General features: G+C 72.6%; 11 protein-coding genes. 5 read left to right on the forward strand and 6 right to left on the reverse strand.

Annotated elements, in window-relative coordinates:
- Window positions 1-47: 47 nt before the first annotated feature.
- The 6 genes from secA to mtrA form a co-directional block, all read right to left on the reverse strand.
- The gene (gene secA / locus DEJ19_RS11800; RefSeq protein ID WP_110865380.1) at window positions 48-2,834 is read right to left on the reverse strand and encodes a preprotein translocase subunit SecA; all 2,787 of its coding nucleotides are present in this window, start codon (window positions 2,832-2,834) and stop codon (window positions 48-50) included.
- Between the two features lie 170 nt (window positions 2,835-3,004).
- Window positions 3,005-3,715 (reverse strand): ribosome hibernation-promoting factor, HPF/YfiA family, encoded by a 711-nt coding sequence (gene hpf / locus DEJ19_RS11805; RefSeq protein ID WP_111233799.1) that lies wholly within the window; start codon window positions 3,713-3,715, stop codon window positions 3,005-3,007.
- A 158-nt stretch (window positions 3,716-3,873) separates the two neighbouring features.
- Window positions 3,874-4,536, reverse strand: coding sequence for a ComF family protein (locus DEJ19_RS11810; RefSeq protein WP_146250699.1), 663 nt, complete (start codon window positions 4,534-4,536; stop codon window positions 3,874-3,876).
- A gap of 97 nt (window positions 4,537-4,633) precedes the next feature.
- On the reverse strand, window positions 4,634-6,316 hold the full coding sequence (locus tag DEJ19_RS11815) for an LpqB family beta-propeller domain-containing protein (protein WP_111233797.1): 1,683 nt from the start codon (window positions 6,314-6,316) through the stop codon (window positions 4,634-4,636).
- Window positions 6,316-8,082: an MtrAB system histidine kinase MtrB gene (gene mtrB / locus DEJ19_RS11820; protein WP_253183753.1), complete on the reverse strand. Its 1,767-nt coding sequence runs from the start codon at window positions 8,080-8,082 to the stop codon at window positions 6,316-6,318. The genes DEJ19_RS11815 and mtrB overlap by 1 nt, the downstream gene beginning before the upstream one ends.
- A gap of 5 nt (window positions 8,083-8,087) precedes the next feature.
- Entirely contained in the window at window positions 8,088-8,762 is a 675-nt protein-coding gene (gene mtrA, locus DEJ19_RS11825) for an MtrAB system response regulator MtrA (protein WP_017888813.1), read from the reverse strand.
- Between the two features lie 329 nt (window positions 8,763-9,091).
- On the opposite strand from mtrA, the gene DEJ19_RS11830 reads away from it, so the two are divergent.
- From DEJ19_RS11830 to DEJ19_RS11850, 5 genes are read left to right on the forward strand one after another with little or no spacing between them, the layout of a single operon-like run.
- Entirely contained in the window at window positions 9,092-10,300 is a 1,209-nt protein-coding gene (locus DEJ19_RS11830; protein ID WP_110865377.1) for a glycerophosphoryl diester phosphodiesterase membrane domain-containing protein, read from the forward strand.
- Complete coding sequence (locus DEJ19_RS11835; protein WP_111233796.1) at window positions 10,255-10,938, forward strand: DUF4129 domain-containing protein; 684 nt, start codon at window positions 10,255-10,257, stop codon at window positions 10,936-10,938. Before DEJ19_RS11830 ends, DEJ19_RS11835 begins: the two co-directional genes overlap by 46 nt.
- A complete protein-coding gene (locus tag DEJ19_RS11840) occupies window positions 10,935-12,182 on the forward strand; it encodes a DUF4350 domain-containing protein (RefSeq protein WP_111233795.1) in 1,248 nt (415 codons plus the stop codon). The genes DEJ19_RS11835 and DEJ19_RS11840 overlap by 4 nt, the downstream gene beginning before the upstream one ends.
- Window positions 12,183-12,187: 5 nt before the next feature.
- Window positions 12,188-13,195, forward strand: a complete 1,008-nt coding sequence (locus DEJ19_RS11845) for an AAA family ATPase (protein WP_502869790.1) — start codon at window positions 12,188-12,190, stop codon at window positions 13,193-13,195.
- Window positions 13,195-14,547 (forward strand): DUF58 domain-containing protein, encoded by a 1,353-nt coding sequence (locus tag DEJ19_RS11850; protein ID WP_111233794.1) that lies wholly within the window; start codon window positions 13,195-13,197, stop codon window positions 14,545-14,547. Before DEJ19_RS11845 ends, DEJ19_RS11850 begins: the two co-directional genes overlap by 1 nt.
- Window positions 14,548-14,554 lie beyond the last annotated feature (7 nt).

A 14,554-nucleotide genomic window follows, 5' to 3' on the forward strand; every position in this document is an offset into this window, starting at 1 on the left:
ACGTGGGACCCGACCACTCCTGCTCACGATGCGCTCGCGCGCGGTCGCTAGTTCTTCTTGGCCGCCTGGCGACGCTCGGCGCGGTTGCTCGCCGCGGCCTGACCGGAGGCGGTGGCCGCGTTGCCGAACGCGGAGCCCTGCTCCGGCTCGGCGACCGCTTCGGCCTCAGCCTCGGCCTGGGCGCGCTGCGCACGAGCGGTCGCGGCCTGCTCGAGGCGACCCTTCTCGTCGCGGACCTCGACCTCGCCGTCGATCGACGGTGCCGAGTACTCGAGGCCGGAGACCTCGTCCTCGCCGAGGCCCTTGGCCTCGATGACCGCGTTCTCGCCGTCGGACTGCACCTGGACCTCGAGGTTGAAGAGGTAGCCCACGGACTCCTCGCGGATCTGCCCCATCATCGTCTGGAACAGGGCGTAGCCCTCGCGCTGGTACTCGACCAGCGGGTCGCGCTGCGCCATCGCGCGGAGGCCGATGCCGTCCTTGAGGTAGTCCATCTCGTACAGGTGGTCGCGCCAGCGGCGGTCGATCACCGAGAGCACCACACGACGCTCGAGCTCACGCATCGCCTCGTCGCCGAGGAGTTCCTCGCGCTGCTGGTAGGCCAGCTTGGCGTCGGAGAGGATCTCGCGGGCCAGGAAGTCACGCGATGCCTTGCCCTTCGAGCCGGCCTCGGTGATGACCTCGTCGATGGAGATCGAGATCGGGTAGAGCGTGCCGAGCTCGGTCCACATGGCGTCGAGGTCCCAGTCGTCCGGGGAGCCTTCGCCGGTGTGGCTGTCGATCACGTCGTCGATGACGGCCTTGAGGAACGACTGCGCGCGGTCGTGCAGGTCGTCGCCCTCGAGGATGTGGCGGCGGTCGCTGTAGATCGCTTCGCGCTGGCGGTTCAGGACGTCGTCGTACTTCAGCACGTTCTTGCGGATCTCGGCGTTGCGGCCCTCGACCTGCGCCTGGGCGGACCGGATCGCACGGCCGACGAGCTTGTTCTCGATCGCCAGGTCGTCCGGCACGTTCGAGCGGCCCATCAGGCTCTCGGCGGCACCGGAGTTGAACAGGCGCATCAGGTCGTCGGTGAGCGACAGGTAGAAGCGGCTCTCGCCCGGGTCACCCTGACGGCCGGAACGACCACGCAGCTGGTTGTCGATGCGGCGCGACTCGTGGCGCTCGGTGCCGAGCACGTACAGGCCGCCGACGGCGCGGACCTTGTCGCCCTCTTCCTCGACCTCGGCCTTGACGCGGGCGAACACGTCGTCCCACTCGGCCTCGTACTCGTCGGGGGTCTCGGTCGGCGACAGGCCCTTGGCGTGCATCTCCTGCACGGCGAGGAACTCCGCGTTGCCACCGAGCATGATGTCGGTACCACGACCGGCCATGTTCGTCGCGACGGTCACGGCGCCGAAGCGACCGGCCTGGGCGACGATCGCGGCTTCACGTGCGTGGTTCTTCGCGTTGAGGACCTCGTGCTTGACGCCCTGCTTGGCGAGGAGCTTCGACAGGTACTCGGACTTCTCGACGCTCGTGGTGCCGACGAGGACGGGCTGGCCCTTCTCGTGGCGCTCCGCGATGTCCTCGGCGACCTGCTCGAACTTCGCCTTCTCGTTCTTGTAGACGAGGTCGGTCTGGTCGATGCGCTGCATCGGCTTGTTCGTCGGGATGGGCACGACGCCGAGCTTGTAGGTCGACATGAACTCGGCCGCCTCGGTCTCGGCGGTACCGGTCATGCCGGAGAGCTTCTGGTAGAGGCGGAAGTAGTTCTGCAGCGTGACGGTGGCGAGGGTCTGGTTCTCGGCCTTGACCTCGACACCTTCCTTCGCCTCGATCGCCTGGTGGATGCCCTCGTTGTAGCGGCGGCCCATCAGGATGCGGCCGGTGTGCTCGTCGACGATGAGCACCTCGCCGTTCATCACGACGTAGTCCTTGTCCTTCTTGAACAGGGCGACGGCCTTGATGGAGTTGTTCAGGAACGAGATGAGCGGGGTGTTCGCCGACTCGTACAGGTTCTCGATGCCGAGGTAGTCCTCGACCTTCTCGATCCCGGGCTCGAGGACACCGACGGTGCGCTTCTTCTCGTCGACCTCGTAGTCCTCGCCCGGGGTGAGGCGCTTGGCGATCGAGGCGAACTCGGTGAACCAGCGGTTGGCCTCGCCCGAGGACGGACCGGAGATGATGAGCGGCGTGCGGGCCTCGTCGATGAGGATCGAGTCGACCTCGTCCACGACGGCGAAGAAGTGACCGCGCTGCACCATGTCGGACGCCTGCCACGCCATGTTGTCGCGCAGGTAGTCGAAGCCGAACTCGTTGTTGGTGCCGTACGTGATGTCGGCGGCGTACTGCTCGCGGCGCTCGGCCGGGGTCTGGTTCGCGATGATGCAGCCGGTGGTCATGCCCAGCGCGCGGAAGACGCGGCCCATGATCTCGGACTGGTACGACGCCAGGTAGTCGTTGACCGTGATGACGTGCACGCCGCGCGACGGGATCGCGTTGAGGTACGCGGCGGTCGTCGCGACGAGGGTCTTGCCCTCACCGGTCTTCATCTCGGCGATGTTGCCGAGGTGCAGTGCCGCGCCACCCATGAGCTGCACGTCGAAGTGCCGCATGCCCAGGGTCCGCTTCGCGGCTTCACGCACGGCGGCGAACGCCTCGGGCAGGAGGTCGTCGAGGGTCTCGCCGTTGGCGTACCGCTCGCGCAGCTCCTTGGTCTCGTCGTGGAGTTCCTCGTCGGTGAGGCTCGAGAAGTCGTCCTCGAGGTCGTTGATGGCCGAGGCGTACGCCTTCAGCCGGCGGAGGGTTCGTCCTTCGCCGATGCGGAGGACCTTCTCCAGCACGTTTGCCACGTGAACTCCTTACGAGGTCGTCGCGCGCGACCTGCACGCCCGATCGACCAGTCATGCTAGCAACCCGCGAACCCACGGCGCTGTGAGCGGCGCGGCTGTCGCGGACACGGGTGTGCGCGGCCCGCGAACGGACCGCGCACACGGTGCGGGACCGGAGGCCCCGAGTCGGATCAGGCGATCGCGGCTGCGCGCTCCGTGTCGGTGTCGACCGCGGCCGGCGCCTGGCCGGCGGGCACCTCGTCGATGCCGATCACACCGTAGTCCCAGCCCTTGCGTCGGTACACGACACTCGGACGGCGGGTCTCGGCGTCGAGGAACAGGTAGAAGTCGTGCCCGACGAGTTCCATGTAGTACAGGGCGTCGTCGACCGTCATCGGGGCGGCCTCGAAGACCTTGTGCCGGATGACGACCGGGCTGTAGACCTCGTTCTCGTCCTCGGCGGCCTCTTGATCGACGACCGGGACGGCACCGGTCGCGACGTCCTCGATGAGCTTGCCGTCGGCCGGGACGACGCCCATGCCGTCGAACCCGCTGCCGGCGGCCTCGGCGACCGAGGTGGGGCGGTGCCGGCCGTGGTGCACCTTGCGGCGGTCACGCGCCCGACGGAGGCGTTCCATGATCCGCGCGAAGGCGAGGTCGAAGGCGGCGTACTTGTCCGACGCCGCGGACTCGGCCCGTACGAGCGGCCCCGGTCCGATCAGCGTGAGCTCCACGCGGTCCTCGCCCTGGCTGCCGCTCGACTTCTCGTGGTGGCGGCTGATGCGCACCTCGAAGGCGAGGGCGCGGTCGGCGAGCACGTCGATCTTCTCGGACTTCTGTTCGACGTAGGTGCGGAAACGGTCGGTGACCCCGACGTTCCGGCCCGTGATCGTCACGTCCATGTGGCGGCTCCCATCCAGTGTCGGCGCGTCGCCTCCGTCCGGCGACCCGAACGCCTTGTCGCGAGGCTAGACCCGGCGCACCCTCGGCGTCACGGGGAGGCGGCGAGTCCGCCGGACACTCACCGGACACACAGCGGCCACCGGGTGTTCACCGATCATCAGTCGTCGACGCTCGCCACGGCGACGCAGCGCACCACCCGACCGCCCGCCGCCCGCACCGCGCGGACGCCCTCGGCCATCGTGACGCCCGTCGTCACGACGTCGTCGACGAGCACGACCTCGCGGCCGTCGACACCGGTCGCCCGCAGGGTCCCGACGGTCGCGGCGACGCGTTCCACCGCCGACCGCTCCTTCTGCCCCGGTCCGGATCGCCGTCGTCCGGCAGGGGTCCGGCCGAGGCGCCCCGTGTGCCGGACACCACCACGGGCGAGCAGCAGCACCACCGGGTCGAACCCGCGGCGTCGGGCACCCGCGCGGGACGGCGGCACCCGGAGCACCACGGTGCCGTCCGGGGCCGCGGCGAGCGCCGCGCGGACGAGGGCACCGAAGCGGACGCCGAGCGGACGGGCGACGTCGACCCGGCCCCGGAGCTTGAGTTCGAGCACCAGGGTGCGGACCAGCCCCTCGTACTCGAAGGCCGCGTCGAGCCGGACGCCGGCGACCAGCCGGACCCGCCGGGGCCGTGCGTCGAGCGCCGCGCGGCACGGTGGGCAGAGCGCGCGGTCCGGGCGGCCGCAGCCCAGGCAGGCGACGGGCAGGAAGAGCCCGAGCACGGCGAGCAGGGCGTCACGCCACGGGGTGGGGGCGTCGTCAGGGGGCATGCCCACGACTGTGGTGGTGATCGGACGACGGCGGTGGGCCGGCGTGCCGGACGGTGGACGGGCCTCCAGGCAGGGCGGGGTGTGGAGGACGGTGGCGTCAGCGCTGGACGCCGAGCACGTCGGCGGTGACGCCCGTCGAGTCCCAGCCGCCCCCGGTGGACTGCAGGACGTCGCCGCTCGACATCCGGAGCAGCAGCGCGCCACCGCTGCCGCCGCTGATCGCGGTGGCGCGACCGTCGGGCTTCGGCAGGGTGCTCGACTTGCCGCCGATGGTGGTGCGGACGATGTTCGGACCGGTCGGCGTCTGCCCGACCGAGGCGACGTCGGTGTCGTTCACCCACGTGGCGTCGACCGCGGTGCCGCTGGCGGCCTGCACCCGGACCGGGGCGCCGAACGAGGTCGGTGACCGGTCGGACCCGCGGATGATCGCCATCACGTACAGGCCGGGGCCGTCCGCGGTCTCGATGAGTGCGAGGGCCCTGGTGGAGTCGCGGGACACCTGGAACGACACGAGGTCGCCGCGCGGCAACGTGGTGCGCACCTGGTGGGGGTCGCCGCCGAGGCCGTACGCGGTGACGTGACGGGTGTCGGACTGCTGCCCCACCCAGACGAAGCCGAGGTCGTCGACGGCGGGGGCGACGAGGTCCTCGCGGGCGTCGACGCGCAGGCGGTCCTTGCCGCGCACGACGACGACGCCGTCCCGGTTGCCGACGGCTGCGGTGGTGCCGGACGCCGACAGGGCGATCGAGGTCGGGTCGAGGCCGGCGATCGCGGCCCCGACGCCGCTGCCGAGCTCGGCGACCTTGCCGGTGCCCGAGGCGGCGTAGCCGACGACGCCGTCCTCGTCGACCAGGGGGCGGGGGTCGACGTCGGGGTTCTGCTGGGCGTCCGCTCCCCCGGAGTCCGGCACCGACAGCGTCGCTCCCTCGATCGTCATCGAGACCGACGAGATGGTGGCGACCGAGGCGAGGGACTTGCTGAGCTGTTCGCGCATCCGGACCTTGTCGACCGTGCTCGCACGCAGGGCGTCGCTCGACAGGTCGACCAGCGCGGTGCCGCTGTCGATCGTCACCGCGTTGAGGGACAGCTGGGTGCCCTCCGGGAACGACGAGACGACGGCGCCCTTCAGCCAGTCGGCGGGGCCGGCGAGCAGGGCGCTGGCGATGCGGGTGCTGGTGGAGGACCGTGCGAGGAACCACCGCTGGTCGGGCACCAGGAAGCGGTAGGTCGGGTCGTAGAAGTACAGCGCGTGCGACTGGAACACCGACTCGAAGCTGACCGGCGACAGGATGATGCCGTCCGGGGCGTAGGCGATGCGCCACTCGCCGTCCTCGCGGACGAACTGGAACGTCAGCGTCGACGAGGTGGGGCGGACGGCCTGGGTGTACTCCCCGTCGGAGTCGACCGTGGCGCTGGCCGTCATCGTGTAGGTGAGCTCGCGGTCGTCGGCGCGCTCGACGGTGCCGCTGCCGTCCCGGATCGTGACGCCCTGCCGGGGGTTCCACCGCTGGGCGAAGTCGGCGGCCAGGAACTGCCGGGCGATCGCGTAGTTGTCCTGGGCGCCGGTGGCGGCGGCGATGAACCCGCGGAGGATCGCCGTCTGGTCGGACCCGGTGATCGGCTTGTCCGGCCGGAAGTCGACGCCGGAGAGCGACTCGTCCTTGATCGTCTGCCCGGTGCGCACGGCACCGTCGGTCGGGATGGCCGCGCACGCGGTGACCGCGAGCAGGCTGACCGCGGCGAGCGCGACGGCGAGGACGTGGCGGATCCGGTGGCGCATCAGGACTCCTCTCGCACGGCGCGGGGGCCGTCGTACGACTCGTCGAGCTCGGGCAGCGGGATGGCCGAGGTGGCGGTGGTGCCCTGCTCGTTGCGGGGCAGGGTGAGCACGAACGTCGATCCCGCGCCCGGTCGGGACCACACGTCGATGCGCCCGCCGTGGAGCTTCGCGTCGCCGAGGCTGATCGCGAGGCCGAGGCCGGTGCCGCCGATGGTGCGCTTGCGGCTCGGGTCGGCCCGCCAGAAGCGGTCGAACACCCGTGCGGCGTCCTCCGGCGGCATGCCGACACCCTGGTCGCGGACGGCGATGGCGACGGTGCGTGCGTCGCTGTCGACGACGACCTGCACGGGCTTCGCGTCGCCGTGCTCGATGGCGTTGCCGACGAGGTTGCGCAGGATCCGTCGGACCCGCTTGGCGTCGAGCCGCATCGTGGTGTGGCCGCCGGGGGTCGCGAGCTGCAGGTCGATGCCGGCGCGCTCGGCCAGCGGGCGGAACTCCTCGACGATGTCCGCGGCGAGGGAGGCCGGCACGACGGGTGCGGTGTCGAGCTGCACCGCCTGGGCGTCGTACCGGGAGATCTCGAGCAGGTCGGCGAGGAGCATCTCGAAGCGCTCCACCTGGGCGTGCAGGAGCTCGGCGGACCGGCCGACCGACGGTTCGAACGCGTGGCGGGAGTCGTAGAGCATGTCGCCGGCGAGCCGGATCGTGGTGAGCGGGGTACGGAGCTCGTGCGACACGTCGGACACGAACCGCTGCTGCACGCGGGAGAGCTCGGCGAGCTGGGTGATCTGGCGGCTGACCGCCTCGGCCATGCCGTTGAAGCTCCGTGCCAGGGTCGCCAGGTCGTCCTGGCCGCGCACGGGGATGCGTTCGTCGAGGCGGCCCGCGGCGATCTTCCGGCTCGTCTCGGCGGCACCGCGGATCGGCACGACGACGAGCCGGACGACGAGCGAGGTGACCAGGGCGATGAGCACCATCAGCGCCACACCGCCGATGGAGAGGGTCTGGGAGACGAAGTCCAGGGTCTGCTGGGCGTCGGAGAGGTCGTAGACCAGGTACAGCTCGTACTGGCCGGCGCTCGGGATCTGCAGCGTGGACCCGACGGCGAGCCCCGGCACCCGGCGCCCGTCGTCGTCGAGTTCGACCGGCTGCAGGCTGAGCCGACCGGTGTTCTGCGCGACCTCCTTGCGCAGGGCGTCGGTGATCACCGCGTCCGGGAAGTCCTGGCTGGCGATGGTCTGCAGCGTCTGCGGCGTGGACTGGTCCGGGCTCCGCTCGATGGCGATGCTCGTGCCGCCCGGACTCGTCGTGTTCGACAGGATCGCCTGCTGCGCCTCGTTCTGCAGGGTCTCGAGCTCGGACTGGTTGTTGTCCTCGGCCGCCGTCGCCGCGTCGAAGATCCCCTGGGCGACGATGGTGGCCCGTGCGGACTCGGACTCGATCTGGTCGCGGCGCTGCGAGTAGACGTTCGTCGAGATGCTCACCATGACCGCGGTGCCGATGATCCCCACCGCGAGCCCGGTCGTCATCACGGTGATGGCGACCGAGCGGAACATGAGCGAGCGCCGCCACAGGTAGGCGATCGGACGCCAGGCGCGTCGGAGCCAGCGCCGCATCCGGCGACGGCTGCGGTCGACGACGCCGATCGAGACGGTGGTGCTGCCGGCCCCACCGGCACCGCCGGACCCACCGGCGCCGGTGGCCCGGCCGGCGCCGCCGACCCGGCCGGAGCGTGCCGAGCCCGGCGGGCGCGTCGAGGGCGGCACGGTGCTCAGGCTCCTCCGGCGCGGTACCCGACGCCGCGGACCGTGGTGACGGTCTTCGGGTTGTCCGGGTCGTGCTCGATCTTCGCGCGGAGCCGCTGCACGTGCACGTTCACCAGACGGGTGTCCGCCTTGTAGTGGTAGCCCCAGACCTGCTCGAGCAGCATCTCGCGGGTGAACACCTGGTTCGGCTTCTCGGCGAGCGCCCGGAGCAGGTCGAACTCGAGCGGCGTGAGCGCGATCACGGTGTCACCGCGGCGCACCTCGTGCCCGGCGACGTCGACCGTGACGTCGCCGACGTGCAGCACGGTGGCGTCGGACGCGCTCGGCCGCAGGCGGGTCCGGATGCGCGCGACGAGCTCTTTCGGGTTGAAGGGCTTCACGACGTAGTCGTCGGCACCGTTCTCGAGCCCGAGGACGACGTCGGCGGTGTCGCTCTTCGCCGTGAGCATGATGATCGGCGTGCCACTCTCGGCACGGATGCGCTTGCACACCTCGATGCCGTCGATGCCGGGCAGCATGACGTCGAGCAGGACGAGGTCCGGCTTGGTGGCGTGGAACGCGTCGACGGCGTCGTTGCCGTCGGCGCTGAACTCGGGTTCGTACCCCTCGGAGCGGAGCACGATGCCGATCATCTCGGAGAGGGCCTGGTCGTCGTCGACGACGAGGATGCGCGGTGTCATGTGATCTGGACTCCGGGTGGCGTGCGGGTGCCGTGGTCGGCACGTGTCCCCACACGATAGCCGAGGCCCCGCCGCGCCGGGTTTTCCGCCAGGATGGGGGTGGACCGTGCATCGCTGGCTCGGTCCGACACGACGAGGGGGCTGGAGTCATGTCCGATTGGCACACACCGGGCGGTGGGCAGCAGGGTGCGCCGACGCCGCCGGCGTCCGGACCGGCGCAGGGACCAGGACCCCAGCCTGGAGGCCCGCCCCGCTTCTCCGTGCCGCCGCAGCCCGCCCCGGGGCCGGGTCCGGGGCGACCGGGCGGTCCGTCCGGTGGCTCGCGTCCGGTGATCCCGCTGCGCCCGCTCGGTCTCGGGGACATCCTGGCCGGGGCGTTCACGGTCTTCCGCCGGAACGCCCGCGTGCTGCTGCTCTGGAGCGTGCTGCTGAGCGGTGTGCTCGGCCTGCTCTCGACGCTGGCCAGCACCTTCGGGCAGCAGGCGTTGCAGTCGCGGATGTTCTCGGCCCTCGACGGCGGCAGCGGTGCCGACTCGGTGGTCGCTGGCACGCTGACGCTCACGGCACTGCTCTCGGTCGTGCTGCCGTTCCTCGCCTACCTCGGTCGCGGGTTCCTGGTGGCGCCGGTCGCCGCCGACACCGGGCAGCGGGTCCTCGGCCGTCGCGCCACGTTCCGGGGGCTGTGGGCGCTGCTCGCCGGCCGCCGGTGGTCCGTCGTCGCGTGGATGCTCGTGCAGATCGGGGCCGGTGCGGTCCTCGCGATCCTGGCCGGACTCGTGTTCTTCGGGGTGTTCGCGGCCATGGGCGCCGCCGACTCCGGCACCGGGTGGTTCGTGCTGGCGCTGGTGCTGTTCGTGCTCGGCATCGGTGTCGTCGTCGTGTGGCTCGCCACGCGCTTCGTGCTCACCGTCCCGACCATCGCGCTCGAGGGCCGACCGGTCTTCGCCGCAGCCGCACAGTCGTGGCGCCTGACCCGCGGGGCCTTCTGGCGGACCTTCGGCATCCTGCTGCTCGTCCAACTCATGTTCGGGTTCGCGGCGTCCATCGCGTCGATCCCGCTCACCATCGGCGCCGTGCTCGTCGGGGGCACGTTCGACCCGCTCGGGCAGACGGGCGGCACGTCGGGAGCCGGCACCGGTGCGGTCATCGCCATCGTCGTCGGGAGCCTGCTCGCGATCGCGGTGCAGTGCATCACCGACGTGCTGAGCGCCTCGATCACGACGTTCCTCGCCATCGACCGGCGGATCCGCACCGAGGCGCTCGACCAGCGGATCGCGTCGCACCTGGACTCCGGGCAGCCGACCGACCCGTTCGCCCCGTCCGAGCCCGTCGCACGCCCGCCGTGGCCGCCGCAGCAGCAGTGGGGTGGCCAGCAGTGGCAGGCGCAGCAGCAGCCGTGGCCCGGGCAGCAGCAGTGGCAGCCCGGTCAGCAGCAGCAACCCTGGCAGCCCGGTCAGCAGCAGCAACCCTGGCAGCCCGGTCAGCAGCAGCCGTGGCAGCAGGGTCCGGGCCAGGCGCCGCCGAACGGCTCCGCGTGACGGCGGTCGACCCGGACGAAGCGCGTCGCCTGCTCGAGCGCGAACTCGAACGGTCCGCCTACGACGGTGCCCGGCCGACGTGGTGGGACCGTGCCTCGCGCTCCTTCCTCGACTGGCTCGGGTCGCTCCGCGCCGACGGCATCGACTCCCCCGCTGCGGCCCGCACCGCGCTGGTGATCGCGATCGTGGTGCTCGTCGCGGTCGTCGTGCTCGTCGTCGTCGCCCGCGGACTCCCCCGCCGGCGCGCGCGGGCCGGTGACGGTGACACCGGCGGGGTGTTCGACGCCGACGACCTGCGCTCCGCCCGGGAACTCCTCGAAGCGGCCCAGGCCGCCGTCCGTCGCGCCGACTGGTCGGCAGCGGTGCTCGACGGGTTCCGCGCGATCGCCAGGGGCCTCGGCGAGCGCGACCTGGTGCCCGACGTGCCCGGAGCCACCGCGCGGACGATCGCCGCACGGGGCGCCGTGCCGTTCCCCGCGTCGGCCGGTGCACTCGACGCGGCAGCGACCGCCTTCGACGCGGTCCGGTACCTCGGTGCCGAGGCCGACGAAGCCGCGGCCCTGCGCGTGCTCGACACCGAGCGGACCGTCCGGCAGGCCCGGCCCGCCCGGGCCGAGGGACCGGTGGTGCCGGCATGACGACCGACACCGCCACGCGGACGAGCGCCGGACCGAATCCTGCTCGGGTTCCGGCTCCGGCCGAGGGACGCCGGTTCCGCATCGGGTTCTGGGTCGCGATCGTCCTGGTCGGCGTCCTGCTCGCCGCGCTGACCGCCGTCGTGCAGGGCACCGACCCGGACGCACCGCGTGCGCTCGACCCGACCTCGACGACGGCCAGTGGTTCGGCCGCCCTGGTCCGGGTGCTCGAGCAGCGGGGCACCGCGGTCTCCGTCACCGACACCGTCGACGGCGTCGGCGGGATCGACGGCGGCACGGTGTTCATCGACGACGCCGACGGGGCGCTCGACCCCGACGTCGCGGAACGGATCGCCCGCACGGCGCGGCACGTCGTGGTCGTCGGCACGAGCGGCGCCGGACTCGAGGCACTGCTCGGGTTCCCGGTCGACCCGGCCGTCCAGGTCGACGGCGACGCCACCGTCTCGACGGCCTCGTGCGGGATCCCGGCGGCGGCCTCGGCTGCCCGGGTCACCACCGCCGGCTCCGGGTACACCGTGCAGGACGCGACCGCCGAACGGTGTGCGCCGACCGGCGAGGGCGGCTCCCGGGTCTGGGGCCTCGTGCGCACCACGACCCAGGGCGGCGACGTCACACTGCTCGGCACGACCTCGGCGTTCCGGAACGACACGATCGCCACCGCCGGGAACGCCGCACTCGCCCTCGGGCTGCTCGGCGCCGACGAGCGACTCGTCTGGTACACCCCGGCCGTCGGCACCCCCGACGCCGCACCGACCCTCGGCGAGCTCGCCCCGCCGTGGGTCCCGAGCGCCCTCGCACTGCTCGCCCTCGTCGCCGTGGCGGCCGGCGTCTGGCGGGGCCGACGGCTCGGCCCGCTCGTCGTCGAGCGGTTGCCCGTCGTCGTCCGTGCCGCGGAGACCACCGAGGGTCGCGCCCGCATGTACGCCCGCACCCATGACCGCACCCACGCCCTCGACACCCTGCGCGTCGCCGCCGTCCGCCGCATCGGCCGGATGCTCGGTCTGCCCCGATCGGCCCACGTCGACGAGGTCGTCCGGACCGCGGCCCAGGCCACCGGCATCCCGCACACCCGTGTCGGCGCCGTGCTCGTCGGCGGGACCACCGACGACGACCGTGCACTCGTCGACGGCACCGCCGCGCTCGACGACCTCGAACGCGCCGTCCGCCGGGCGACCTCCGGTGACCGACCGACCTCCGACCCCGACCGACCAGGAGCACGACCGTGACCGACCTGCCCCCTGCCACCACCGAGCACACCGCACCGGAGCACGACCCCACGACCGCGGCCGGCACCGACCTGCGCGACGCGTTCGGCCGGGTCCGCACCGAGGTCGCCAAGGCCGTCGTCGGCCAGGAGGGCGCGGTCTCCGGCATGATCGTCGGACTCCTCGCACAGGGGCACGTGCTGCTCGAGGGTGTCCCCGGTGTCGCGAAGACCCTGCTCGTCCGCAGCCTCGCCGCCGCGATGACGCTCGACACGAAGCGCATCCAGTTCACGCCGGACCTGATGCCCGGCGACGTCACCGGGTCGCTCGTCTACGACGCCTCGACCGGCACGTTCCCGTTCCGCGAGGGCCCCGTCTTCACGAACGTCCTGCTCGCCGACGAGGTCAACCGCACGCCGCCGAAGACCCAGTCGGCGCTGCTCGAGGCGATGGAGGAACGCCAGGTGAGCGTCGACGGTGACGCTCGGGCGCTGCCGGACCCCTTCTTCGTCGCCGCGACGATGAACCCGATCGAGTTCGAGGGCACGTACACGCTGCCCGAGGCGCAGCTCGACAGGTTCCTGATGAAGCTGACGCTCGACATCCCGCCGCGCGACGTCGAGTGGCAGGTGCTCCGGCGCCACGCCGACGGGTTCGTCCCGCGCGACGTCCGGTCCGCCGGTATCACCCCGGTGGTCGGCGTCGACGAGGTCGTCCGTGCGCAGCGTGCCGTCCGCGGCGTCGGGGCCCGCGACGACGTGCTCGCGTACATCGTCGACCTCGCCCGGGCCACCCGGCAGGCACCGTCCGTCCGCGTCGGGGTGAGCCCCCGCGGAGCGACGGCACTGCTCGCGGCCGCCAAGGCCTGGGCCTGGCTCACCGGCTACGACGCGATCACCCCGGACCACGTGCAGGCCATGGCCCTGCCGGTCTGGCGGCACCGCCTGCGGGTCGCCGCCGACGCCGAGCTCGAGGGCGTCGGTGCCGACGGCGTGCTCCAGCAGGTGCTCGAGCAGGTGCGGGTGCCGATCTAGTGGCGGTCTCCGGCCGGTTCGTCGCGCTCCTCGCCGTCGCCCTCGTGCCCACCGTGCTGCTCGGCAGCGGGTGGGCCGGTCTGGCGTGGGTCGGGGTGGTGCTGCTCGCCGCGGCGCTCGACGTCGTGCTCGCCGCCGACCTGCGACGGGTCCGCGTGGAGCGGCGGATGCCCCGGCTCGCTCGACGCGACAGCACCGCGGACGGCACCCTCGTGCTCGCCAACGACGGCTCCCGGACGGTCCGCGGTGTGGTCCGTGACATGTGGGAGCCGTCGGCCGGCCACCGTCCCCGTCGGATCCGGATGACGGTCCCCGCCGGGGAACGACGGACGGCCCGGATGCGCTTCACCCCGTTCCGTCGTGGTCGACGCCGCACCACCGGGGTCGCCGTGCGGTCCTTCGGTCCCCTGGGCCTCGCCGCACGGCAGCGGGTCGTCGCAGCACCGGGCGAACTCGTCGTGACGCCGCCGTTCCGCTCCCGGCGGCACCTGCCGTCACGGTTGGCACGGCTCCGCGAGCTCGACGGCGAGACCACGCTGCAGCTCCGCGGGCACGGCACCGAGTTCGACTCACTGCGCGACTACGTGCGCGGTGACGACGTGCGGTCCATCGACTGGCGCGCCACCGCGCGGCGGCAGGACCTCGTCGTCCGCACCTGGCGTCCGGAACGCGACCGACGCGTGGTCGTCGTGGTCGACGCGGGCCGGGCGGGCGCCGGCCGCGTCGCCGACGAACCCCGACTCGACACCTTCATCGAGTCGGCGCTGCTCCTCGGTGCCCTCGCGGCAGCCGCCGGTGACCGCGTCGACCTGGTGGTCCTCGACGACACGGCACACGACCGCGTGCACGGCGCCACCCGCACCGACGTCGTGCAGCGCTTCGGCGAGGCCCTCGCGATGGCCGAACCCGGGCTCGCCGCGACCGACTGGGCATCCGTCCCCGCGCTCGTCGACTCGATCACGACCTCGCGCGCCATGGTCGTCCTCGCCTCGAGCCTCGACTCCGTCGGCGCCTCGGGCGACCTGCTCGCCGTGCTCCCCCGGCTGTCACGACGGCACGCGGTCCTCGTGACGAGCATCGAGGACCCGGCCGTCCAGCGGATGGCGCGCGGCGGGGTGGACCCGGCCACGGCGATCCGCACCGCGCGGGGCGGACGGGTGCCGGGCCTCCCCACCGGCGCGGAGCGCGACGTCTACCGACGTGCGGCCGCCGAACGCACCCTGCTCGACGCGGACGGTGCGGCCGACGTCGCACGGCGCTCCGGCGCCGAGGTCGTGCGCGGCGCACCGGCGGACGTCCCGCCGCTCGTCGCCGACGCCTACATCCGGGCGAAGGCCACCGGCCGGCTCTGAACCGGGA

This window comes from Curtobacterium sp. MCSS17_016, assembly GCF_003234255.2.
Lineage (GTDB): Bacteria > Actinomycetota > Actinomycetes > Actinomycetales > Microbacteriaceae > Curtobacterium > Curtobacterium flaccumfaciens.